Source organism: Alteromonas sp. G5_S2_22_S1, from assembly GCF_054968525.1.
The window spans coordinates 15,396-37,795 of the sequence record NZ_JBQKUJ010000018.1 but is presented as its reverse complement, the minus strand read 5'-3'; the positions used below and the strand labels follow the sequence as shown (position 1 = coordinate 37,795).

Sequence of the window (22,400 nt, the reverse complement as noted above, 5' to 3'; positions counted from 1 at the left end):
CTGATTTCGATACTGTAACGGGCTCAGGCCTTTTATTGTCATAGCGTATTGAACAGTCCACTACTCCCAAAGCGATACGTAAATGGCAACCATTTCCTCAATCGTAGGAACTCTCGGGTTATTGTTAGGTGAGCCGGACGCCAACGCCTGTTCAGCCATGGTTGAGGCTAAGGCAAAAAAGGCTTCTTTATCGATGCCAAAGTCAGCGGGCGTAGGCACCTGTAAGTCTGCGTTAAGCATCTTTAGCTCGTTGATCAGTTTTTGATTTGCCATATCATCTGAATCACCTTGCGTAGCTATCCCCATCGCGCGAGCGCATTGAGCATAACGTACTGGTGCACTGGGAATAGAAAATGCGGTAACCGCGGGTAACAACATAGCATTAGACAACCCATGAGGCACATGAAACGCCGCGCCAATAGGGCGACTCATACCGTGCACTAAGGCCACCGATGCATTTGAAAACGCAATACCGGCAAGCGTTGCTCCGAGCATCATCGACTCTTTAGCGGCGTCATTTGAAGGGTCGGCAAAAACAGTGCGCAAGTTAGGTGCAATTAGTGCCATTGCAGAGAGTGCCTGTGCGTCACTGTAGAGGTTTGCTTTGCGGCTGACAAAAGCTTCTATTGCGTGTGTGAGCGCATCAATACCGGTATCAGCGGTAACCCGGGCAGGTAAACTCTGCGTTAGTGTATAATCTACCAATGCTGCAGTAGGCATAAACCCCAAACCTACGCACAACATTTTTTCGGTGGTGTCTTCGTCAGTAATAATAGTGAAACGAGTCACTTCCGAGCCCGTTCCGGCGGTAGTAGGTATTGCAATAATAGGTATCCCTGCTTCATCGACGACACGCGGAAACTTGTAGTCTTTCATTTGACCGCCATGCTTCCCGAGTATGGCAATAGCCTTCGCGCTATCGATTGGGCTGCCTCCTCCCAATGCGATAATACAATCGTAAGGTTGAGTATTGAAAGCATCAACGCCTCTGGAAATTGACGCTACCGTCGGCTCAGGGACAGTATCTGAAAACACATCAACCGTTATCCCAGCGGTTTCCAAGGTATTCACGATGGCCGCGCTATAACCTAACTCGACCATTACCTTGTCGGTAACCAGTAACGGATTTCGGCAATTAAGCCCTTTCACAGTATCAGCAACACGCTCACTTGCCCCTTTCCCTATGTGCATCACCCTTGGCAGAATAATTTGATGAGACATTGTTCCCTCGCATTGATAGTCTTTATTTAAGCTGTGCCTTATTTAAAAATAAATAAGGCAAATGGATACGGAGGCTCTCGCGCCTGCGCCCACGCCCTTCTTTCAAAAACGTTAAGCCAGCATACCTAGCGCTGCGCTCAAAGCAATGGGAATGTAAAATTATTGTTACCTACCTTGAACTGGTAACAAACGTCTACACTAACAGCGGCAATACACTACACAGGCTAAATGCGATAAAAATGTTCGCGAGCGCGTTGGCTATCGCTTTACACTTTTCTTTTGTAAAACACCTGTGCTAATGTCCAACGATTGGAAATGAAAGGACATTAGCATTCCATGCCCTATCAAACCGTTGCTTTAATTGGAAAACCTCAACACGCTGCCACCCACGACACTTTGAATAGTCTTGCCGACTATTTGCTGGCCAAAGGGTGCAAACTGCTTGTAGAAGAAAGTATTGCTGAAGAGCTTGAAACTGAAAACCTAAAAAGTTGTAACCTAGTCACCATTGGCAAAGAGGCCGATCTTGCGGTTGTTGTTGGTGGCGATGGCAGTATGCTTGGCGCCGCTCGCGTTCTCGCCCGCTTTGATATTCATGTGGTGGGCGTGAATCGCGGTAATTTAGGTTTTTTAACTGACATACATCCTGATGAAATTACGCAGCAGTTAGACCTCATATTCCATGGTGAGTGCGTTGTTGAAGAACGCTTCTTACTTGAAGTTGAAGTGTACCGTCACGAAAAGTTAAAAAGTAACAACTCAGCAGTGAACGAAGTGGTGCTTCACCACGGGAAGGTTGCTCACATGATGGAGTTTGAAATTTATATTGATGAGCAGTTTGTATTTAGTCAGCGCAGTGACGGCCTAATCGTCGCCACGCCAACGGGCTCTACCGCTTACTCACTCTCGGCAGGCGGCCCGATAATAATGCCAACGCTCGATGCACTTACTTTAGTGCCCATGTTCCCTCATACATTGAGCAGCCGCCCTATCGTTGTTGATGCCGACAGCCAAGTATCAATGAAAGTGTCTAAAGTGAACAGCGACTCTCTTCAAGTGAGCTGTGATAGCCATATAGTACTCCCCGTACTACCGGGTGATGAAATTCGCATTAATAAAAGCGCAGATAAGCTTCATCTTGTTCACCCAAAAGGTTATAGCTATTTCAACGTGCTGCGCAAAAAATTAGGCTGGGGAAGTAAGCTTTATTAAACAAACACGCTGTTGACGAAGCGATTTCCTGCATTTCTTACACTAGCCTGTAGCATTTTCTTAAGCGCTACAGGCTTGAAAAATAAAGATTTTTTAATCTTCCGCAAAATCCTCTTTTAAATCCGTCGCTTAGCTTATCAAAGATATTCGGCACACCTGTTGCAACTCCAATTACAAGCTGTCGGCGTTAAGCAAAAATGCCTTGCCGCATTTTAAAACCGTCGCCGATATTTATATTTAGTAATAGGAGATATCATGAGTAATACCAATATCAAATTTACAGCCCCAGGAATGGATAACGATGCCGCTGCCAAAACAATTAAGGTATTGGATCAACGATTGGTCGCGTTATTAGATTTACAGCTCACACTTAAACATATTCACTGGAACGTGGTAGGGCCAAACTTTATCGGTGTACATGAAATGCTCGACCCCCAAGTTGACGCGGTGCGTGAAATGACAGACACCATAGCCGAGCGTATCGCAACATTAGGCGGAGTGCCTAAAGGCACGCCTAAAGCAATTGTAGAAGGACGCAGTTGGCAAGATTATGAACTAGGTAAAGGCCTAGTACTAGATCACCTGAAAGCGCTGGATGCTGTATACGACGGTGTAAATGGCGACCACAGAAAGGCATTGGAACTCCTAGGTGAGATTGATCCAGTGTCTGAAGATATGATTACTGGTCAGCTTGCCGAACTTGAGCAGTTCCAATGGTTTGTTCGCGCTCACATTGAATCAGGTAGCGGTGAATTACAGCAGTAATTCGCGCTTTGTTAATAGCTTTTGTTAAAGGGCTATACGACTGACAACCATTTATGGTGGCCATAGTAAAGGAGAGCTAACGCTCTCCTTTTTACTGTATAAAAAACCTTTCCTCTATTTTTCTCATTTCACGTTACACATAACCCCAATTTTATCGAATAATTATATCCAATTGTTTTTATTGAAAATAATAAACTTTTAGTTACTAATTCATAAAATTTACTGCGACTTACCTTTACAGCACCAAATACTGTATATATTATCAGTTACTGTATATATCATCATGTTCAACTTTTTCGAGTGTGGTTATGTTAGCGCATCTTTCTATTTCAAATTTTGCAGTTGTTAAGCAGTTATCGGTTCATCTTGAAAACGGCCTTACCGCCATTACCGGTGAAACCGGAGCAGGTAAATCTATTGCTATTGACGCCCTGAGTTTATGCTTAGGCGAGCGAGCAGACGCCAATGCGGTGCGTAAAGGCAGCACCAAAGCTGAAATCATTGCTCACTTTTCACTTAACGGTAATGTGGCAGCTAAAACGTTTCTTGACGAGCACGAATTAACGTCTGACGAAGATGAAAACAGCTGTTTTATTCGGCGGGTCATCTCTAAAGAAGGTCGCTCGAAAGCATTCATTAATGGTGTTCCAGCATCGTTGCAGCAATTGAAAGGGCTGGGGCAGTTCTTGCTCGCCATTCATGGGCAAAATACCCACCTGCAGCTGTTAAAAGAAGATCATCAAAGAGAGCTAGTGGACAGCTACGCTCAACACGATGATATTTTAGATAATGTGAAGGACGCGTACTCACAGTGGCGAGATAAACAACGTACGCTAAAAACACTTCAAGACCAAGCTCAACAGCGTGAAAACCGTCTTCAACTTCTTACCTACCAAGTACGTGAACTAGACGAGTTTGCTATTGAAGAAGGCGAATTTGAAGAGCTAGAAACAGAACACAAACGATTGAGCAATGGTCAAAGCTTATTAGAGCAAGCGCAAACCAGTGTTTATAACTTGTATGAAAACGATGAAGGTAATGCCCTTTCGGTTATTCAAAGCAGCATTGAACGTTTAGGTGAGTTAGAAACGCACGACGCTAGCCTAACGCCCATTATTGCACTTTTAAATGACGCCTCAATTCAAATAGAGGAAGCGGCAGGTGAGCTACGCAGTTACTGCGACCACCTAGAAATTGACCCATTGCGACTGCAGCAAGTAGAGGCGCGTTACGCAAAAGCGATGGATTTAGCGCGTAAACATAGTGTTATGCCAGAAGCCCTTTACAAGCACCATCAAGAGCTAACCACAGAGTTTACATCACTTTCAGAACAAGACACATTGCTAGGCACTCTCGAAGGTGAAGTTGCCACGGCCCGCGAAGATTACTTACAGACAACTAAAGGCCTTTCTGAAAGCAGACAACAAGCAGCCATTAAATTAGGCCAAGATATAGAAGCGCAAATTCGTCAAATGAATATGCCTCATGCAAAAGTAGATATTCAAATTCAATACGACGAATTCAAAAAACCTGTTAGCACAGGTTTAGATACCGTTGAATTTAAAGTCTCGACCAACCCTGGTCAGGACGCCGACAAACTTGAAAAAGTCGTCTCTGGCGGTGAGCTTTCGCGCATAGGGTTAGCGATTCAAGTTATCGCGAGCGACCATAATGCTACTCCCACAATGATTTTTGACGAAGTCGATACGGGAATTAGCGGCCCTACCGCCTCTATTGTTGGTGGGCTTTTACGCAAGCTGGGTAAGCAGTCACAAGTTATGTGCGTAACCCATTTGCCTCAGGTGGCAGCTCAAGCTCACAATCAGCTGTTTGTAACGAAATTGACCGATGGCGAAAGTACAGAAACGCAGATGCTGGCGTTAACAAAGCAAGATAGAATCGATGAACTCGCGCGGTTATTAGCAGGTGATAAAATCACTAAATCAGCCTTAGCTAATGCAAAAGAGCTGCTTAAAAGCGCTATATCGAACTAAAATGCAGTTGATTGGTCATAGTTGTCAATGTAGCATGCCTTCGCGCTTGCAATAAAACAGTCTCGAATTTCGCTACAGCGACGTTCGCTGGCACTAACAAAGGCAATACTGGACAAATTAACGAATGAAGTTGCAACACCTATTAGTAATTCTCGGCATCACACTAACATCAACCGCTTGCTCGAACTGGATTTATAGAATCGACGTTCCTCAAGGCAACTTTCTCGACCAAAGAGACGTTGAAAAGCTTCGGGTTGGCATGACAAAAGAGCAAGTCATTTATGTATTAGGTAATCCTGTCGTTCAAGACTCATTCGACGATGATACTTGGTACTACGTTTACGATATGAAGCGGGGCATGAAAAAGCGCGGCGAAGATTTCCAAAAACAAATGGTGATAAATTTCGTAGATAATAAAGTCACCACAGTTGAAGGTGACTTTGAGCTCTCCGAAGATTTCAATACCCCACTTGATAACTAAGTAACGTGAAGAAGGTAGCGCTCTCCCGCTACCTTTTCTGTTTTTACTTACTCTAAAAGTGACATTTATTTTATAGGGTAGTTAGCGGTTTAACATAAGCGAGTTTTGCATGGAACATAGTTTTTGGCACAGTAAATGGCAAAAAAATGAGATTGGATTTCATGAACCAGAAGGCAATGCGCTTTTGGTAAAACATGCTCACGTGCTGCTTGGCGGCGGCGAGCAATCGTCTCACCCTATACGCATATTTGTTCCCTTATGCGGTAAAACCCGCGATATTGCTTGGTTACTCTCTCAAGGAGTAGAAGTCGTCGGTGCAGAACTTAGCGAAGTTGCTATCACGCAGCTGTTTGAAGAGCTAGGCGCTACACCTACTGTGGCTGAAACCGAACATGGAAAGGTTTACGCTAAAGACGGCTTGACTGTGTTTGTTGGTGACATTTTCAAACTTTCAGCAAAGGATATAGGCAACATTTCAGGCGTTTACGACCGAGCTGCATTAGTCGCACTGCCCAGTCAGTTGCGTGCACAATACGCTTCGCATTTAATGGAAATTACGCACAAAGCGCCTCAACTTATTATTTCTTTTGAGTACAATCAGGATGAGCTCGCTGGGCCGCCATTTAGTGTAAATGAACACACAGTAGCGTCGCTTTACGCTGATAGTTACGTAATCAATCGCTTAGAGCGCTCAGTTTTAGAGGGTGGTTTAAAAGGCAAGGTAGACGCAGAAAACCTTGTCTTCGAACTCGTCGCTAAATAGCGCTATCAAAGGCGTTCTTAGTCCATGTTTATTGATTATGTTTTTTAGCTAGATTGCTTTGGTGCTGCACTCAACCATAGCAGGTGCAAATGGGCTAGTTTCGCATAAATCTGCAAGCTAGGGCGCCCTATAGCTCTACTAGCATTTCGACACCAAACAATATCGCGCCTATTAACCCGCCGACAATCGTGCCATTAATGCGCACTTTCTGTAGGTCTCTGCCGATATTGAGTTCCACCTGCTTCGCCATTTCACGCTCATCCCAACTGTTAATAGTGTCGCGAATATGACGTGTTAAAAACTCCGCCAATTCGGGTGCCATATACTTCGCGGCCTCACCAATGTGCTTATTAAACGCTTTGGCAAGATCACTATCTTGCGTTAACGTTGTACCTAAATCTTTCAATAAGGCAGACACTTTCGTCTCAGCTTTACCATTTTGCTCCTCTAAAGAAGTTACAAGCCAATTATGAAATTTTGCCCACGACTGGTGAACATAATCTTTTAAGGCCGGATCGTTAACAATCTTATCTTTATAGCCATTTACTTTTTGTTCCATCAACGGGCTATGCTGCAATTCGTACAAAAATTCATGAACCTGTTCATCGAAAGCGTGGCGAATGGGGTGATGTTCGTCTTGGTAAATATCTTCTAAAATACTCGAAACCGCCTTAACCGCTATCAAGGCCCCTTGTTCACTTAACCAACCGGATGGCAATAGCTTTTCGATTCTGCTGTATTCTGTTTTTAACCATACAACTAACGTATCTGCGATATAGACTTGCGTATCAGGTTCAGCCAATAAATTTGCTAATTTCCCTAGCACCTTGTCTAACACCACTTGGTGCTGACGCTCTTTTGTTACTGCCCCTAATGATGTGGCCATTAATTGTCTGAGATCGAGTTGGTTAATACCCTTTTCTGCCGTTTTAGCAATAAATGTTTTAACCGGTTTATCATCTAACACTCGTAAAACACCAGCAAAGGCATCGCATAAAAACCGACTTAGCCGTGTTGCATTCTTATCTAACGATAGCCACCTCCCGGCACCTTTAGCAGGGTCACTATTGCGAATAAGGGTTTCAATGGCTTCAGGGTGAAAGAACTTCTCTTTAACGAAAAGGGATAAATTGTTAGCAATGACCGACTTATTACTGGCTACAATATTTGTATGAGGAATAGGATATTTTGCGGGTATAGGTTTAAATAAGGCCGTAACTGCGAACCAGTCAGCAAGCCCCCCAACCAAGGCGGCTTCACTCGCCATCTTTATCAAACCGAGCCACCAAGCACCTATCAACCCTGGGTAGAATTTGGGCATTAGTATTGTGAGAATAAATACACTTGCTGCAAACACTAAGCAAGCCAATGCAAGCCTTTTCGCTCTATTCAATTGTAGGTATTTATCCGCCATTCACTGCTCCATCTACATTACTCGGTTTTTATCGCCTACCGTTACCTTTGTATCATTTTCTATTACAAATTGGCCCTTTAGTATCAAAGGTAAATACTTAGAATAGCCCCACTGAGAAAAAACCGAGCAATCGGTTTACTTCACGTCTTTCTCTGTAGCCTTAGTGACTTCGTCACGTAATTTCAGAAACTTATTTCCCCGTACACTTCTCTCGCAATGCAAACAATGGGCCTATTAATCCAATGCGAGGGTGCCAACATTTTTCATACTGGCGGACGGAGTTTAAAAAAGAAAATTTTAAAACGGACACACACTTTCTTTTCCTAGTACTTACATGGTGTACAAAGTGGACACACACTTAATAAAGTAAAAACTTCATTCATACTCAGTTATCACTTATTCGCATAAGTGTCTGTCCACAACTGTACTTCTATATTTGCTTGTCACGTGTACACATAAGTGTCTGTCCACACCTGTACTTCTATACTTGCTTGACGCGTGTATGCATAAGTGTCTGTCCACACCTGTACTTCTATATTCGCTTGACGTGTGGGCATATAAGTGTCTGTCCACACCTGTACTTCTATATTCGCTTGAGGTGTGTGCATATAAGTGTCTGTCCCTTTCAGTACTTTAGTGTGGCTCGGAAGTAGTGGTCAAATTCGCTACTCGTTGGGAGATAAAGCTATAAACTTGTGTATTATGCGACACACTCGTTTAAAGCCTTGCGTGATATAAACATAAAATACTGATTTAAATGAATTTTACAATTTGGCATGGTTAGTGATACTGCAAGGGGTAAAGTAGGCGTACACAGCCTATGAAATCTCAATCAAGGATATAAAAATATGAAAAAGTCTATTATTGCTGGCACCGTTATGCTTGTTTCTGCCTCACTACTTAGTGGTTGCGTTATACACGTTGGCAATGCTCATGCTCTAGAAGGCAGCGACTTTAGCTCAATTCTAGGTAATATTGACATTGCAGAAGGAAAGCACGCCGGCGATATTTCTTCAGTAAACGGCAATGTTGAGATAAGTAACAATGCAGGTGCTGACGAAGTCAGCATTGTTAATGGCAACCTTGAAATGGGCAGTGATGTGACTGTCCGAAATATTGATATTGTGAATGGAGATGTGAGCGCTACATCTCATTTAACCGTGCTTAAAAATGTAGAAACCGTGAACGGGAACGTAACGCTACCGGTACAAAGCACTATCGGTGGCAGCGTTGAAACGGTAAACGGCGACATCGATGCGATAGATACAACAATTGATAAGCACATCAAAACGCTAAATGGCGACATTACTTTATCTGGTACCACCCATATTGCTGGAAATCTTATTTACAAAGAGAGTGAAAGTTCGTGGGGCAAACAATCTGATGACAAACCCACGTTAACTATTAGCGCTTCAGTAACCATCGAAGGGGATATTATATTAAAGCGCCCTGTACATTTAGATATTGAAAATGACGCTTTGATGCAAAAAGTCGTTGTAAGCTATCGCGACGCGCAGTAACGTATCGGCTTTTATTTTTACGCTTTCTGTTAATAAATGACTGAACAAGAAAAAATGCTGACTGGCGCATTGTACTTTCCGTCTGACAAGACGTTAACGGCAATGCGTAAACAGTGTCGTATACAGCTTGATGAACTAAATAGTATTTGCCAGAGCGAACACAATAAGCGTACTCGACTGCTTAAACAACTTTTTGGCAGTACAGGCAGAAGGCTGTATATCGAGTCGTCATTTAAATGTGATTACGGCGAAAACATTCATGTTGGCGAAAACTTCTTCGCCAATTTCAATTGCGTGATATTAGACGCGGCTAAAGTGACAATTGGGGATAACTGTATGATAGCGCCTCAAGTTGGCATTTATACAGCAACACACCCTATCGACCCCAAGCAGCGCGCTACCGGTATCGAGTTTGCTAAACCCATCACTATCGGCCACAACTGTTGGATAGGCGGAATGGCAGTGATAAACCCAGGAGTAACGCTTGGTGATAATGTGGTGGTGGCCTCAGGCGCTGTTGTGACTAAGTCTTTCGGCTCTAATGTGGTTATAGGGGGCAACCCAGCGAAAGTCATTAAGTCTGTTGACCTAAATCCAAAACCAGACTAGCCAATAACCATTTCTATAAGCTTATTGTACATAGCCTACCGTAATTTAATAAACTCAGCCGCCTACTACTTATCATTAACCCACATTTGTTAACAACGGTGTAGACGGCGGCCTTTAAACATTAGAACATGTCTTAGCTACGTTTGAAGTAATGTACACGCAACGTAGCAGTTAATTGGCGTTAAACTAGTCCCACTCGGGCGCAAAATCTGGGTTTACAATACGCTCACCATTGTCTAGCCCGTCTACAAGTGCAAGTTCATCATCCGAAAGCTGCACACCACCGTAAGCTAAATTTTCCTGCAAGTGCGTTTTACTGGTTGAAGATGGAATAGCATAAATGTGTCGTTTTTCCATCCACGCCAGCACTACTTGCGCTGGGCTTGCATTATGATTCTGGGCTATTTGCTGTAACGTTTCATCTTTCATGACTTTGCCTACTGCAAATGGCATGTAAGCCGTCGCTCGAATATTTTTCGCTTTGCAGGCATCCACCACCTTTCTATTTTGCATAAACGGGTGGATCTCGATTTGGTTTGTGTAAATTTCCCCCTTACCTAGAATTTCTTCCGCCTTGTCTAATAAATCAATGGTAAAGTTGGAAACACCAATATGGCGGGTGAGCCCAAGCTCTTTCGCTTTTGCTAAGCTGCCCAAATAGCTTTCTAGCGAGATGTCGTTGCCAGGGTATGGCCAGTGAATAAGTAACAAATCGACATACTCTAGCTTTAGCTTCTCCAAGCTTTCATGAACACTTGGAATAAAATGATCTTCACCTAGCGACTCATGCCACACTTTGGTGGTAACAAAAAGCTCGTTTCTATTAAGGCCGCTGGTTTTAATCGCGTCACCAACCTGCGCTTCGTTATCATAAAACTGGGCGGTATCTATGTGTCTAAATCCCACGTCTAATGCTTTACTCACTGACACTCGGGCTTCCTCACCTTCTAAGCGGAAGGTTCCCATTCCCATTTGAGGCATATCTTTCATTACCGTCTCCTTTTCCGGGTTGGTACATAGCTACTGGACGTAGCGCGTTCACCCATTGCTACGCCAACGTTAAAAAAGAAGATCGCATTTCCCCTTTTGGGGGTCGTAAATTGGTTTTTAGGTAAAGTCGTTGAGCCCTAACTTATTACCGCGATGTTAAATAGAGGCACTAAAAAGCCGCTGGCTTTTAAAAGCGAGCGGCTTTTTAGAAAGACGAATTCAGTACTGGGTTATTTGCGCTTTGCTGGGCGACCCGCTCTTTTATTAAGGCCCTGTTGCTTGCGAACTTTATGCTTTTTCACTGAGCGGCGCATACGACTTAAACGAGCGTGGTCGAGTTTACCTTGTCGAACGTTCACCATAGTCTGCGTTTCATCAGGCAGCTGTACATGATTGCGAAGCGCGTTTACGTCTTCTAGCCCTAGCTCAACCCACGCACCTTGCGGCAGACGTTTTTGAAGCTCGATTGGGCCGTACTTAACACGGATAAGGCGGCTAACTTGTACGCCTTGTGATTCCCAAAGACGGCGAACTTCACGGTTACGCCCTTCTTTCAAGGTCACGTTGAACCAACGGTTCATGCTTTCTTCTTCAGCATGCTGTGGCGTGGGCGTACCCGATATTGTTAGAAATTTGGCTTCACCGTCGTCTAGCTCTACCCCTTTTTGAAGCGTGTTTAGTGTCTTGGTCGAAACTTCACCAAACACACGTACGGCGTATTCACGTTCTACTTCGCACTTAGGATGCATTAAGCGGTTTGCAAGCTCACCATCGTTGGTAAACAGAAGCAAACCACTGGTATTCATGTCTAAACGGCCAACGGTAATCCAGCGCCCTAGACGAATAGCCGGCAGACGGTCAAACACCGTATCTCGACCTTCTGGGTCGTGACGGCTACACAGTTCACCTTCTGGCTTGTTGTACATCAACACTCGACAAATTGGCTGCTCGGTTTGACGCGATAAAAGATGGCCATCAACGCGAATTTGCGCAGTGTGGTCAACTCTATCACCTAATGTCGCTACGGTACCGTTAACCGATACTCGGCCTTCCTCAATCCAACGTTCCATTTCTCGTCGCGAGCCTAGCCCTTGGTTAGCCAGTACTTTTTGCAACTTTTCAGTCATGGGTTTTCACTCTTTAATTGCTTGTTTACGGTCGCACGGTCTATTCAGACGGTGCCTCATTTAACACCTTAAGCGGCGAGTCAGATACTATGCTCTCAGCCATGTTTTCAAACGCGTCAGCATTGGGCAAATCGCTCAATGAAGACATTGAAAAATAGTCTAAAAAACCTTTAGTCGTAGCATAAAGCGCCGGTCGCCCGGGCACTTCTTTGTGGCCTACCACTTTTATCCAGTCTCGTTCTGTGAGTGTTTTAATAATATTGCTGCTTACCGCAACACCTCGCACTTGCTCTATTTCACCTCGAGTAATTGGTTGGCGGTAAGCAATTAACGCCAGCGTCTCGAGCATTGCTCTAGAGTACTTTGGCGCGTTTTCTTGCCACAATTTACTTAACCACGGGCTCAAAGCATCTAACGACTGGAAGCGAAAGCCACTTGCTACTTCCACCAGTTGAATACCTCGTGGCTGATAATCTAATTTAAGCTCGTTGAGCACCTTACTTAAGGTTCTATCAGCAACGGAAAACTCGTTGAGTACCGTTTCTTTGAGCTGCTGTCTGGATATTGGTTTATCAGCAACAAATATTGCCGCTTCCACCAATTGCTTCAGCTGCGCCGTGTTAACTTTCTTCATGTGCACCTAATTTTACATGAATTTTCGCATAAGGACCTGCCTGAATGCATAAAATTAGCTGTTCTTTTACTAATTCTAAAATAGCTAAGAAACAAACCACCACACCGGCCTTACCTTCCTCTAGAGTAAACAATCGCTCAAGCGGTGTATATTCAACGTTAGTCAGTACCGACAGTATCAGCGACATTCGCTCTCGGGTACTTAGCGCTTCCTTCTCAATCGTGTGATGTTCAAACGCTTGTGCCCGCTTCATCGCCGCGCTAAACGCAAGTACAATTTCGGCCAGCGATATGTCTGGCTCAACGCGAATGGGCGCGACATTTTCACTGGTGTCCACCTGCGCTTTAAATACATCGCGCTCCAATCGAGGCTGCGTGTCTAGGTCTTCAGCCGCCTGTTTTACTAGCTCGTACTCTTTTAAACGGCGAATAAGTTCAGCGCGAGGATCTTCCTCTTCGTCATTATCATCACTGCGCTTTGGCAGTAATAGACGCGATTTAATCTCGGCTAAAATTGCTGCCATTAATAAATATTCTGCCGCTAACTCTAGTTTAAGCGCCATCATGGCATCCACATATTCCATGTATTGCTTTGTAACATCTGCAATAGGTAATGTAGTGATATCAAATTTCTGTTTTCTGATGAGATATAACAGTAAATCAAGGGGCCCCTCGAAAGTTTCTAGAATGACTTCTAGTGCATCGGGTGGGATAAACAGATCTTCAGGCTTTTCAATAAGCGCTTCGCCATTGATAAAAGCTAAGGGTAACGGTTGCTGAACAGGCGTTGAGAGCCCGTCGTTATTGGCAGGCTCTGTACTATTCACTGTATTTTCAACAAGGTTTGCCACTCTTTCACAACCATTTTATGCGCTAACGCTTTTATTATTATCTGTTTTTATTTGAGGCTTTTCGGTTCTCTTTACGATTAGCCGTTAATTTAGCGGACTTATTGAAGTGCTATTCAAATGGCGATGGGTCGCCCGTTCCATGACGCATAATCACAGGCGTGTCATCCGACAAGTCGATAACAGTAGTAGGGTGTTCGCCGATATAGCCACCGTGAATAATAAGCCCCACCTGCTTCTCTAAATTATCGCGAATAACGTCTGGGTCTGACTCTGCCATTGTATTGCCCGGCAAAATCAGCGATGTCGACATTAATGGCTCGCCCAACTCTTCAAGCAGTGCCAGCGCAATAGCGTTGTCCGGCACGCGAATACCAATGGTTTTACGTTTTGGATTTTGCAAACGCTTTGGCACTTCACGCGTTGCTTTAAGCACAAACGTGTAGTGCCCAGGCGTGTTGTTTTTAATCTGCCTAAACGCAGTATTATCAACTTTTGCGTAAATCGATAACTCCGACATATCACGGCACATCAGAGTGAAATTATGATCTTTATCAATTTGGCGTATACGGCAAAGCTGCTCTAAAGCTTTCTTATCTTCCATTTGGCAGCCTATGGCATAGCCCGAATCGGTAGGGTAAACCACAACGGCGCCGTCCCGAATTAACTCACATGCTTGGCTGATTAAGCGTTTTTGCGGGTTATCAGGGTGTACATAGAAAAATTGGCTCATCGTTACCTCATTGTCAAAAACCGTACAGATGAATTTACTCTGCCAAGGCTTTTTCTGTTTGTCTACTTGTGTCGTGCTTATCCGTGTACCGCTATGGCGTAAACCCAGCCAACATGTAACTGCCGGGTGTCAAAACAAGCAGCCCTCACGCCTAGTTTGAAGGTGAGCGTGCGTTTTCACTTGCACTTTCACCTACCACTTTTGGCATTGCTAACTGCTGCCAATTATGCCAGATAGGAGTAAGTTTACTGCTGATACCTAAGTTTTTACCTAGCTCAGTCCATCGCGACGGAAAGTGAAAATCGGAGCCGGCGGATGCGAGTAAATCGTGATTTTCAGCAAGCTCATTAATGAGCTCTTGCTTCGTTTTATTGATCCCCGGGAAGGCTGTTTCAATAGCATCACCACCGAGTTGATCAAATAAGGCCACTAGGCGTCTTAGCCACTTTGCCGTCATGTCATAGTGAGCGGGGTGCGCAAGCACAGCTTGACCGCCGGCCTCCTGAATCCAAGTTATTGCGGTTTCAATACTTGGCCATTCGGCTTTTACTGCAGCTCGTTTGCCTTTGCCCAAATATTTTTTAAAAGCGGCCTGCATAGTGGGCACACCATAATTATTTACCAGCACTCGCGCGAAGTGCGCACGGGTAACTTGCCCTACCCCCGCTAATGCTTTGGCGCGAGGCAATACACCTTCAAATCCACACTTTTCAAGCTTTTCTGCAATTTTTTGAGCCCGAGTTTCACGGGTTTCAGACTGCCCTTTTAATCGCGCTAGAAATAGTGGGCAGTGTCTGTCCACATTTAAGCCTACAACATGAATGTCAAAACCATGCCAAGAGGTTGATATTTCAACGCCATCAATAATGGTTAGTGGCCGTTTTTGCTTAGCCTGTGTGGCATGCGCTTCTTCTAGCCCAGCAACGGTATCGTGGTCGGTAACCGCTAAGGCATCCACCTGCATAGTATGGGCGCGTAGAATTAATTCTTCAGGCGTTAAGTGGCCGTCTGAGTATTTTGTGTGGCTATGTAGATCTATTTTCAATGTATTATGCAAATTTTAGGTTGACACAAAAGGCAATTTGTTTTCTTCTATATACACAAAGTATACGTACTAACAGCTTCAAATCCTATTGAAGTTTGGAAAAAACAACGAGTAATTCATGCATTCTTACAACATCTCAACGGTATTAACAGTTGCAGCTTGGTGGTGGCACTCCCTAACTTAACGGGCGGTGTGCACTGTAGTGCGTGAATGAAAACACATAAAGGCCCGTTTATACGGGCCTTTTTTTTATCTTTTTGCAGTTGGAGAGTAGCAAAAATGAGTTTAGCGGAACTGGGAACCTCCCCAGGCAAGGTAGAGACAATTGAGCAGGTTGGGCACTACATCGATAACCCACTCGCCGCGTTCGCCCATCTATGTGGAAACAAAAGTAACGCGCTGCTGCTAGAATCAGCAGAGATTGATTCGAAAGATGACTTACAAAGCTTATTAATGGTAGATGCCGCGCTTCGCATGGAATGCAGAGGTAACCGTGTAGAAGTAAAAGCATTAACCGGTAATGGTGCATCAGTACTGCCTTTGTTCGCCTGCCACGCGCCAGAGGGCTTACACATCACAGAAAGGACAGACACTTCGGTTACGTTATTGTGTGACGACGCTGATAGTGAGCTTGATGAAGACAGTCGCTTAAAAGCGGCCAGCGTGATGGACGCACTTAGGATTGTTATTAACAAAGTAACGCCTATTCGCCAGCACCCGCATGCCGTGTTTTTAGGCGGTGTATTTGCGTACGATATGTTAGCAGGTTTTGAAAAACTGCCCGATGTAGCAGAAGGTGAAAATGACTGTCCGGATTTTGTGTTTTACCTTGCAGAAACCTTGATAACGGTAGATCACCAAACCCGCGAAACCCATTTGATTGGTAGCGTATTTAGTGGTGGTGAAGTAGCGCAACAATATTTTGCGATCGCACAACGACTAGAGGCTATTCATCAACAGCTGCACGATATGCCCGCCAAGCCTGTATTAGTAAACAAAAATGCGGCTTCACAAAGTGCACAAAGTGGACAGACACTCAGTGCAACGGCGTCAGTACAAAACGGACAGACACTTTCGTCACTAGATGCAAGTGTAGATATAAGTGACGAGCAGTTTTGCACCCATGTACTCGATTTAAAGCAGCATATTCTTGCTGGCGATATATTTCAGGTTGTGCCATCACGCACATTCTCTCTCCCCTGCCCATCGCCTTTGCTCGCTTATGCTAAACTTAAAGAGTCAAATCCAAGCCCTTACATGTTTTACATGCAAGACGCTGCTTTCAGTATTTTTGGCGCGTCGCCAGAGTCCGCTCTTAAATACGAAAGCGAAAGCAACCAGGTAGAAATCTACCCTATCGCAGGCACGCGTCCTCGCGGAAAGCGCCCCGACGGAACTATCGATAGAGACTTAGACAGTCGCATTGAACTTAACCTTCGTGAAGACACCAAAGAAAAATCTGAGCATATCATGCTAGTCGACTTAGCGCGTAATGACGTTGCTAAAGTCAGTCGTCCTGGCACGCGCTACGTAAAGGATTTGCTTAAAGTTGACCGTTACTCTCATGTCATGCATTTAGTATCGCGAGTGGTAGGCCAGCTTCGTGATGATTTAGACGCCCTACACGCATATCAAGCGTGTATGAACATGGGTACATTAGTAGGCGCCCCCAAAGTCAGTGCCGCAACCCTCATTCGTGAAGTAGAACAAAAACGCCGTGGAAGTTACGGCGGCGCGGTAGGCTACCTGAACGGCCAAGGTGATATGGATACCTGCATTGTTATTCGTTCAGCCTTTGTGAAAAACGGCACCGCTTATATTCAGGCGGGTGCGGGCGTAGTGTATGACTCCGTACCCCAAGCTGAAGCCGATGAAACGCGCGCAAAGGCGCAAGCAGTTATAGGTGCGGTTAAAGCCGCGCTTCAGGCAGAAATGAAAAGCGGTGAGCCAGCGGTAAATGAAGGAGATAACGCATGAACCAACAAGTCACCACTTTATTTTTGCTCGACAATGTAGACTCGTTTACTTATAACCTTGTTGATGAACTGCGCACTCTTGATTTAGACATCAAAGTTTACAGAAACACGGTGTCTGCTGATATGCTATTTGAAAGAATGCAGGAGCAGGCGACGAAAGGCCCGGTTTTACTTATGTTATCTCCTGGGCCGGGTGCACCAAGTGAAGCGGGGTGCATGCCAGCACTCCTTAAGAAAGTACACGGCGTATTCCCCGTCATTGGTATCTGCCTTGGCCACCAAGCTATAATAGAGCACTATGGCGGTAGCGTAGGTCGCGCGAATCAGGTCATGCACGGCAAGTCGTCTGCCATCACCCATTCACGAGAAGCAATGTTTGAGGGCCTTCAGCAACCGTTACATGTGGCCCGCTATCATTCGCTTGTGGCGCACCAACTGCCTGAAAACCTCACGGTTTGCGCATCGACCGTTAACGATGACGGTAGCGAAGCTGTGATGGCCGTTTATCATAGCGAAGATCGTATGCTTGGCTTTCAGTTTCATCCAGAATCCATTTTAACAGCTCACGGCAGTATGCTGTTAAAGCAAAGTATTGACTATTTAACGTTACAGGGAGCGAACCATGCTTAACGCAGGCCCTCTACTCGAACAACTTATGCTTCGCGAGTCGCTATCACAAACTGAAGCTTACAGCCTGTTCAATAGCATTATGCACGGCGAGCAAAGTGAAGTAATGATTGCAGCAGTGCTTACCGCACTAAAAATGAAAAAAGAGTCGCCAGGGGAAATTGCTGGTGCAGCCAGTGCCATGGTGGCTAACGCGCTTCCCTTTCCCACACCCTCTTACGAATTTGCAGATATCGTTGGCACTGGGGGGGACGGCCACAACACTATTAACATCTCCAGTGCAGCTGGTGTTGTTGCAGCAGCGTGTGGGGTGAAAGTGGCCAAACACGGTAACAGAAGCGTGTCGAGCAAGTCTGGCTCGGCTGATTTGTTTCGTCAGTTTGGTTTAAATTTAGACGTAACCCCCGAAATATCGCGAAAGTGCTTAGATGAAGCAAATTTCACATTTCTTTTTGCGCCGGTTTATCATGCCGGCATGCGCCACGCAGCCCCCGTCCGCGCTGCTATGAAGACAAGAACCTTGTTCAATATCTTAGGGCCACTGGCCAACCCGGCGGGTCCAACTCACGGTGTTTTCGGCGTATACTCCCCCGAACTGCTTGAACCTTACGCCAAAACCCTTATGCTGCTTGGCCAACACCGCGCCATGATTGTACACGGGGACGGTCTGGACGAGCTGGCGCTTCACGGTGAATCAATGATTTATGACCTTGAACATGGCGACATTCGAAAGCTTACGGTAACGGCACAGGACTTCGGTCTACCCCATTATCCACTGTCGGCCATTGAAGGTGGCGAGCCTGAAGAAAACAGACAATTTGTTGAATCAGCCCTTAACGGTGAAGGTAAAGAAGCGCACCGCGCCGCTATTGCTATGAACTGTGGCGCGCTGTTGAAAGTAACCGGTAAAGTCACCACGTTTAAAGAAGGCGCAGAGATGGCAATGAATGCCATGTCAGAAGGGCTCCCCATGCAGCTACTATCAAAAGTGGCCCAAATTACTCAGGAGGTAAGCACGAATGGCTAATGTGCTTGAGAAAATTGTTGCAGACAAACGAGAGGAAGTGGCCGCACGCAAAGATGCGCTAAGGCTAGAAAGTTTTAAAGCGGATTTAGTTCCTTCAGAAAAAAGCCTATTTGCTGCGCTTAGCGAGCCCAACGCCGGCTTTATCTTTGAGTGTAAGAAAGCATCACCATCGAAAGGGCTTATTCGAGAAAAGTTCGATTTAGATGAAATTTTAGCGGCTTACACACCCTACGCTGCCGGCATTTCGGTGCTAACAGACGAGAAATACTTCCAAGGGAAGTTTGAATACTTAGCTTATGTAACAGAGCGCGTTGCACAGCCCGTGCTTAACAAAGACTTTTTTGTTGATACTTACCAAGTGTATTTAGCGCGTCATTACAATGCCGACGCAGTACTACTTATGCTAAGCGTGCTTAGCGATGAAGAATATCGTGCACTGGCTGACGTGGCCCACTCCCTTTCACTCGATATTCTTACCGAGGTGAGCAACGAAGAAGAAATGGAACGTGCAATAGCGCTTAAGGCGAATATTATTGGTATCAACAACCGTAATTTGCGTGACCTTTCCACGGATCTTGCCACCACAGAACGCTTAGTGCCGATGCTAGAGAAAGCCTCGCACAACTACGTGGTGATTTCAGAGTCTGGCATCTACACCCACCAAGACGTGCTGCGTTTAGCGCCCATATCCCAAGGTTTCTTAGTGGGCAGTGCGTTGATGGCGGAAGACGACTTACCGCGCGCCGTAAAAACGTTGGTAAATGGTGGCGTTAAAGTATGCGGATTAACAAGCATCGAACAGGCGCAAGTGGCGTTTGACGAGGGTACGAGTTTTGGCGGGCTAATCTTCGCGGAAAAGTCACCGCGCTGTATTACTAAAGCGCAAGCCCATTCTATAACGCAAAGCGTCAACGGCGCGTTTGTAGGGGTATTTGTAAATCACGATATTGACGAGGTAGCATCGCTAGCTACGTCATTAAACCTTTTCGCAGTGCAGCTTCATGGTAGCGAAGATGAAGCTTATATCGCTGCGCTTGCTGAAAAGCTGCCTAAAGAGTGCGAAATCTGGGTAGTTGAAGGGATTAAAGCCTCCTCTGCTGGCGCACTACCTGAAACAGTGGACAGACACTTAAACAATAAACGAGTTAACCGCGTACTTTTCGATTGCCAAGTGGGTGATGCGAAAGGTGGCACCGGTGAATCATTTGATTGGCAGTTGCTTAGTGGCATTGAGGCAAAGCATAAGTTAGTGCTTGCTGGCGGTATTGATGCCGACAACGCAGCCGACGCTATCGCTACAGGGTGCGGAGTTATCGATGTAAATTCAGGCGTAGAGACTGCCCCAGGCACGAAAAGTGCAGATAAGCTTAAGTCGCTGTTTGCTGCTTGCCGCCGTTACTAAATTAAAAAACAGGACAACGTAATGAACCAGTTAGATACAAAATTTGGCGAATTTGGTGGCATGTACGTGCCCGAATTACTTATTCCAGCCTTGGATCAGTTGGAAAAAGCCTTCTTAGATGCCAAAGAGGATCCTAGCTTTAACGAAGAATTTCTATCACTGCTTAAAGATTATGCCGGTCGACCTACGGCAATGACGTTAACTCGAAATCTTGTGAGCAACCCAAAAGTGAAACTTTACCTTAAACGTGAAGACTTACTTCACGGTGGCGCGCACAAAACCAACCAAGTGCTTGGTCAGGCTTTGTTAACTAAGCGCATGGGCAAAAAAGAAGTGATCGCAGAAACCGGTGCTGGTCAACACGGTGTGGCAACGGCGTTGGCATGTGCGCTACTTGGCTTGAAAGCGCGTATTTACATGGGTGCGAAAGACGTTGAACGTCAGGCACCTAACGTGTTCCGTATGAAGCTAATGGGCGCCGAGGTAATCCCTGTAAACGCAGGGTCTGGTACGTTAAAAGATGCGGTAAACGAAGCCATGCGCGACTGGTCAGCTAATTACGATACCGCGCATTATCTTTTAGGTACTGCTGCAGGCCCTCACCCCTTCCCTACTATTGTTCGTGAGTATCACCGAATGATTGGCGAAGAAACGCGTGCGCAAATAATGGAAAAAGAAGGCCGTTTGCCAGACGCGGTAGTGGCGTGTGTAGGTGGAGGCTCAAATGCTATTGGCATGTTTGCCGACTTCATTGATGAGCCTTCCGTTCGCCTAGTAGGCGTTGAGCCCGCCGGTAAAGGGGTTCACACAAAAGAGCATGGCGCAACCATAGTTACAGGAACAAAAGGTATTCTTCATGGCGCATACACCTTCATCATGCAAGACATAGAAGGTCAAATTGAAGAAAGTTACTCGGTGTCGGCTGGCCTTGATTACCCTGCGGTTGGCCCTCAGCACGCTTATCTACACGACATTGGTCGCGCAGAATACGTAGCGGCAACCGATGAAGAAGCGCTAAACGCGTTTCAGTTGCTAGCAAGAAAAGAAGGGATTATTCCTGCGCTTGAATCATCGCACGCTCTTGCTCACGCGCTTAACATGGCTGATGAGGCAGAAGAAGAAACCATTATTGTGGTTAACTTATCGGGTCGTGGCGACAAAGACTTAGCGCACGTTATCAACATTCTAGGGGACGATTTATAATGGACAGATATGCACAGATGTTTACGGGCCTTGATAAGAAAAACCAAGGCGCATTCGTGCCCTTCGTCATGGTGGGCGACCCAGATTTAGCACAGTCAGAAGCTATTATCTGCCAGCTTATAGAAAGCGGAGCAGATGCGCTAGAGCTAGGCATTCCTTATTCAGACCCGATTGCTGACGGCCCAACCATCCAGGCTTCTGCCATTCGCGCACTAGAAAGCGAGGTGACTGTAGCGGATTGTTTGAGTGTAATCGCCCGCGTTCGAGCAAAGTACCCTGAGGTGCCAATTGGCTTATTGCTGTATAGCAACCTGGTAATGGCGCAGGGTATCGAAAACTTCTACAGTAAAGCGCGTGACGCTGGCGTAGACTCAATACTGGTGGCAGACGTTCCGATTCGAGAAGCTGTGCCTTTCCAAAAAGCGGCTGAAAACACCGGTATTTCGCAAATTTTGATTGCACCACCGAATGCGACTGAAGAAACCATGGAAAAGATTGGCGAGTACTCAGAAGGTTACACTTACCTATTGGGTCGCGCAGGGGTTACGGGGGCCGAAACTGCTGCGAATGTTCCAGCTTCTGAGCTTATCGAGCGTTTGAACAAACACAAGGCTGCGCCGGCGCTACTAGGTTTTGGTATCTCAACGCCGGAACAAGTCAAATCTGCTATTGATGCCGGCGCTGCAGGTGCCATTTCAGGTTCAGCGACAGTAAATATTATTGCCGCTAACTTATCGGACAGTCACAAAATGCTTAGCGAGCTAGGTACATTTGTTGAAAACATGAAAGCGGCGACAACTAAGGGGTAAT

The 22,400-nt window shown here is 45.5% G+C and carries 22 protein-coding genes; 13 read left to right on the top strand and 9 right to left on the bottom strand.

Annotated elements, in window-relative coordinates; genetic code table 11:
- Positions 1-60 precede the first annotated feature (60 nt).
- Positions 61-1,221, bottom strand: coding sequence for an iron-containing alcohol dehydrogenase (locus ACTRWF_RS16440; protein ID WP_015066783.1), 1,161 nt, complete (start codon positions 1,219-1,221; stop codon positions 61-63).
- A gap of 336 nt (positions 1,222-1,557) precedes the next feature.
- Here ACTRWF_RS16440 and nadK point away from each other — a divergent pair, with 336 nt between their 5' ends.
- From nadK to tmpT, 5 genes are all read left to right on the top strand, one after another.
- Positions 1,558-2,433 (top strand): NAD(+) kinase, encoded by an 876-nt coding sequence (gene nadK, locus ACTRWF_RS16435; RefSeq protein ID WP_012517882.1) that lies wholly within the window; start codon positions 1,558-1,560, stop codon positions 2,431-2,433.
- 255 nt (positions 2,434-2,688) lie between these two features.
- A complete protein-coding gene (gene dps, locus ACTRWF_RS16430; RefSeq protein WP_015066782.1) occupies positions 2,689-3,198 on the top strand; it encodes a DNA starvation/stationary phase protection protein Dps in 510 nt (169 codons plus the stop codon).
- A gap of 308 nt (positions 3,199-3,506) precedes the next feature.
- Positions 3,507-5,192 carry a DNA repair protein RecN gene (gene recN, locus ACTRWF_RS16425; protein ID WP_015066781.1) on the top strand — a complete coding sequence of 562 codons (1,686 nt, stop codon included), beginning with the start codon at positions 3,507-3,509 and terminating at the stop codon, positions 5,190-5,192.
- A gap of 124 nt (positions 5,193-5,316) precedes the next feature.
- Positions 5,317-5,673 (top strand): outer membrane protein assembly factor BamE, encoded by a 357-nt coding sequence (locus ACTRWF_RS16420; protein WP_012517879.1) that lies wholly within the window; start codon positions 5,317-5,319, stop codon positions 5,671-5,673.
- 109 nt (positions 5,674-5,782) lie between these two features.
- On the top strand, positions 5,783-6,436 hold the full coding sequence (tmpT, locus tag ACTRWF_RS16415; RefSeq protein ID WP_462835892.1) for a thiopurine S-methyltransferase: 654 nt from the start codon (positions 5,783-5,785) through the stop codon (positions 6,434-6,436).
- A gap of 127 nt (positions 6,437-6,563) precedes the next feature.
- Here tmpT and ACTRWF_RS16410 read toward each other — a convergent pair whose 3' ends face one another.
- Together ACTRWF_RS16410 and ACTRWF_RS16405 are read right to left on the bottom strand one after the other, a co-directional pair.
- The gene (locus ACTRWF_RS16410; RefSeq protein WP_462835891.1) at positions 6,564-7,850 is read right to left on the bottom strand and encodes a DUF445 family protein; all 1,287 of its coding nucleotides are present in this window, start codon (positions 7,848-7,850) and stop codon (positions 6,564-6,566) included.
- Positions 7,851-8,293: 443 nt separating this feature from the next.
- Positions 8,294-8,458: a hypothetical protein gene (locus ACTRWF_RS16405; RefSeq protein WP_157669814.1), complete on the bottom strand. Its 165-nt coding sequence runs from the start codon at positions 8,456-8,458 to the stop codon at positions 8,294-8,296.
- A gap of 240 nt (positions 8,459-8,698) precedes the next feature.
- Between ACTRWF_RS16405 and ACTRWF_RS16400 the strand changes: the two genes are divergently transcribed.
- A complete protein-coding gene (locus tag ACTRWF_RS16400; protein ID WP_015066776.1) occupies positions 8,699-9,370 on the top strand; it encodes a hypothetical protein in 672 nt (223 codons plus the stop codon).
- Positions 9,371-9,406: 36 nt separating this feature from the next.
- The gene (locus ACTRWF_RS16395) at positions 9,407-9,979 is read left to right on the top strand and encodes a maltose acetyltransferase domain-containing protein (RefSeq protein ID WP_462835890.1); all 573 of its coding nucleotides are present in this window, start codon (positions 9,407-9,409) and stop codon (positions 9,977-9,979) included.
- A gap of 186 nt (positions 9,980-10,165) precedes the next feature.
- Here ACTRWF_RS16395 and dkgB read toward each other — a convergent pair whose 3' ends face one another.
- The 6 genes from dkgB to ACTRWF_RS16365 all read right to left on the bottom strand — a co-directional run bounded on the left by dkgB (position 10,166) and on the right by ACTRWF_RS16365 (position 15,355).
- Positions 10,166-10,969: a 2,5-didehydrogluconate reductase DkgB gene (gene dkgB, locus ACTRWF_RS16390; RefSeq protein WP_020743242.1), complete on the bottom strand. Its 804-nt coding sequence runs from the start codon at positions 10,967-10,969 to the stop codon at positions 10,166-10,168.
- A gap of 230 nt (positions 10,970-11,199) precedes the next feature.
- Positions 11,200-12,096 carry a 23S rRNA pseudouridine(2605) synthase RluB gene (rluB, locus tag ACTRWF_RS16385; RefSeq protein WP_015066773.1) on the bottom strand — a complete coding sequence of 299 codons (897 nt, stop codon included), beginning with the start codon at positions 12,094-12,096 and terminating at the stop codon, positions 11,200-11,202.
- Between the two features lie 40 nt (positions 12,097-12,136).
- The gene (gene scpB / locus ACTRWF_RS16380; protein ID WP_071951171.1) at positions 12,137-12,730 is read right to left on the bottom strand and encodes an SMC-Scp complex subunit ScpB; all 594 of its coding nucleotides are present in this window, start codon (positions 12,728-12,730) and stop codon (positions 12,137-12,139) included.
- Positions 12,717-13,580, bottom strand: a complete 864-nt coding sequence (locus ACTRWF_RS16375) for a segregation and condensation protein A (protein ID WP_012517867.1) — start codon at positions 13,578-13,580, stop codon at positions 12,717-12,719. The genes scpB and ACTRWF_RS16375 overlap by 14 nt, the downstream gene beginning before the upstream one ends.
- A 109-nt stretch (positions 13,581-13,689) precedes the next feature.
- A complete protein-coding gene (locus tag ACTRWF_RS16370) occupies positions 13,690-14,310 on the bottom strand; it encodes an L-threonylcarbamoyladenylate synthase (protein WP_012517866.1) in 621 nt (206 codons plus the stop codon).
- 151 nt (positions 14,311-14,461) lie between these two features.
- Positions 14,462-15,355 carry a PHP domain-containing protein gene (locus ACTRWF_RS16365; RefSeq protein WP_462835889.1) on the bottom strand — a complete coding sequence of 298 codons (894 nt, stop codon included), beginning with the start codon at positions 15,353-15,355 and terminating at the stop codon, positions 14,462-14,464.
- Between the two features lie 279 nt (positions 15,356-15,634).
- Between ACTRWF_RS16365 and ACTRWF_RS16360 the strand changes: the two genes are divergently transcribed.
- The 6 genes from ACTRWF_RS16360 to trpA are packed head-to-tail and all read left to right on the top strand — an operon-like array spanning position 15,635 to position 22,399.
- A complete protein-coding gene (locus ACTRWF_RS16360; protein WP_462835888.1) occupies positions 15,635-17,332 on the top strand; it encodes an anthranilate synthase component 1 in 1,698 nt (565 codons plus the stop codon).
- Positions 17,329-17,961, top strand: coding sequence for a glutamine amidotransferase-related protein (locus ACTRWF_RS16355; RefSeq protein WP_462835887.1), 633 nt, complete (start codon positions 17,329-17,331; stop codon positions 17,959-17,961). The genes ACTRWF_RS16360 and ACTRWF_RS16355 overlap by 4 nt, the downstream gene beginning before the upstream one ends.
- Complete coding sequence (gene trpD, locus ACTRWF_RS16350) at positions 17,954-18,985, top strand: anthranilate phosphoribosyltransferase (protein WP_141151817.1); 1,032 nt, start codon at positions 17,954-17,956, stop codon at positions 18,983-18,985. The genes ACTRWF_RS16355 and trpD overlap by 8 nt, the downstream gene beginning before the upstream one ends.
- A complete protein-coding gene (gene trpCF / locus ACTRWF_RS16345; RefSeq protein ID WP_462835886.1) occupies positions 18,978-20,387 on the top strand; it encodes a bifunctional indole-3-glycerol-phosphate synthase TrpC/phosphoribosylanthranilate isomerase TrpF in 1,410 nt (469 codons plus the stop codon). Before trpD ends, trpCF begins: the two co-directional genes overlap by 8 nt.
- Before the next feature lie 21 nt (positions 20,388-20,408).
- On the top strand, positions 20,409-21,590 hold the full coding sequence (gene trpB, locus ACTRWF_RS16340; RefSeq protein WP_462835885.1) for a tryptophan synthase subunit beta: 1,182 nt from the start codon (positions 20,409-20,411) through the stop codon (positions 21,588-21,590).
- Positions 21,590-22,399 (top strand): tryptophan synthase subunit alpha, encoded by an 810-nt coding sequence (gene trpA / locus ACTRWF_RS16335; protein WP_012517859.1) that lies wholly within the window; start codon positions 21,590-21,592, stop codon positions 22,397-22,399. Before trpB ends, trpA begins: the two co-directional genes overlap by 1 nt.
- The last annotated feature ends 1 nt before the right edge of the window (position 22,400 follow it).

What these genes read in the sequence shown, in the direction of transcription:
- trpCF (WP_462835886.1), top strand. Translation starts at nt 18,978, where the DNA reads ATGGCTAATGTGCTTGAGAAAATTGTTGCAGACAAACGAGAGGAAGTG.
- ACTRWF_RS16360 (WP_462835888.1), top strand. Translation starts at nt 15,635, where the DNA reads ATGAGTTTAGCGGAACTGGGAACCTCCCCAGGCAAGGTAGAGACAATT.
- ACTRWF_RS16405 (WP_157669814.1), bottom strand. Translation starts at nt 8,458, where the DNA reads ATGCACACACCTCAAGCGAATATAGAAGTACAGGTGTGGACAGACACT.
- dps (WP_015066782.1), top strand. Translation starts at nt 2,689, where the DNA reads ATGAGTAATACCAATATCAAATTTACAGCCCCAGGAATGGATAACGAT.
- ACTRWF_RS16400 (WP_015066776.1), top strand. Translation starts at nt 8,699, where the DNA reads ATGAAAAAGTCTATTATTGCTGGCACCGTTATGCTTGTTTCTGCCTCA.
- ACTRWF_RS16355 (WP_462835887.1), top strand. Translation starts at nt 17,329, where the DNA reads ATGAACCAACAAGTCACCACTTTATTTTTGCTCGACAATGTAGACTCG.
- ACTRWF_RS16410 (WP_462835891.1), bottom strand. Translation starts at nt 7,850, where the DNA reads ATGGCGGATAAATACCTACAATTGAATAGAGCGAAAAGGCTTGCATTG.
- ACTRWF_RS16420 (WP_012517879.1), top strand. Translation starts at nt 5,317, where the DNA reads ATGAAGTTGCAACACCTATTAGTAATTCTCGGCATCACACTAACATCA.
- rluB (WP_015066773.1), bottom strand. Translation starts at nt 12,096, where the DNA reads ATGACTGAAAAGTTGCAAAAAGTACTGGCTAACCAAGGGCTAGGCTCG.
- trpA (WP_012517859.1), top strand. Translation starts at nt 21,590, where the DNA reads ATGGACAGATATGCACAGATGTTTACGGGCCTTGATAAGAAAAACCAA.
- ACTRWF_RS16395 (WP_462835890.1), top strand. Translation starts at nt 9,407, where the DNA reads ATGACTGAACAAGAAAAAATGCTGACTGGCGCATTGTACTTTCCGTCT.
- recN (WP_015066781.1), top strand. Translation starts at nt 3,507, where the DNA reads ATGTTAGCGCATCTTTCTATTTCAAATTTTGCAGTTGTTAAGCAGTTA.
- ACTRWF_RS16370 (WP_012517866.1), bottom strand. Translation starts at nt 14,310, where the DNA reads ATGAGCCAATTTTTCTATGTACACCCTGATAACCCGCAAAAACGCTTA.
- trpB (WP_462835885.1), top strand. Translation starts at nt 20,409, where the DNA reads ATGAACCAGTTAGATACAAAATTTGGCGAATTTGGTGGCATGTACGTG.
- trpD (WP_141151817.1), top strand. Translation starts at nt 17,954, where the DNA reads ATGCTTAACGCAGGCCCTCTACTCGAACAACTTATGCTTCGCGAGTCG.
- dkgB (WP_020743242.1), bottom strand. Translation starts at nt 10,969, where the DNA reads ATGAAAGATATGCCTCAAATGGGAATGGGAACCTTCCGCTTAGAAGGT.
- tmpT (WP_462835892.1), top strand. Translation starts at nt 5,783, where the DNA reads ATGGAACATAGTTTTTGGCACAGTAAATGGCAAAAAAATGAGATTGGA.
- scpB (WP_071951171.1), bottom strand. Translation starts at nt 12,730, where the DNA reads ATGAAGAAAGTTAACACGGCGCAGCTGAAGCAATTGGTGGAAGCGGCA.
- nadK (WP_012517882.1), top strand. Translation starts at nt 1,558, where the DNA reads ATGCCCTATCAAACCGTTGCTTTAATTGGAAAACCTCAACACGCTGCC.
- ACTRWF_RS16440 (WP_015066783.1), bottom strand. Translation starts at nt 1,221, where the DNA reads ATGTCTCATCAAATTATTCTGCCAAGGGTGATGCACATAGGGAAAGGG.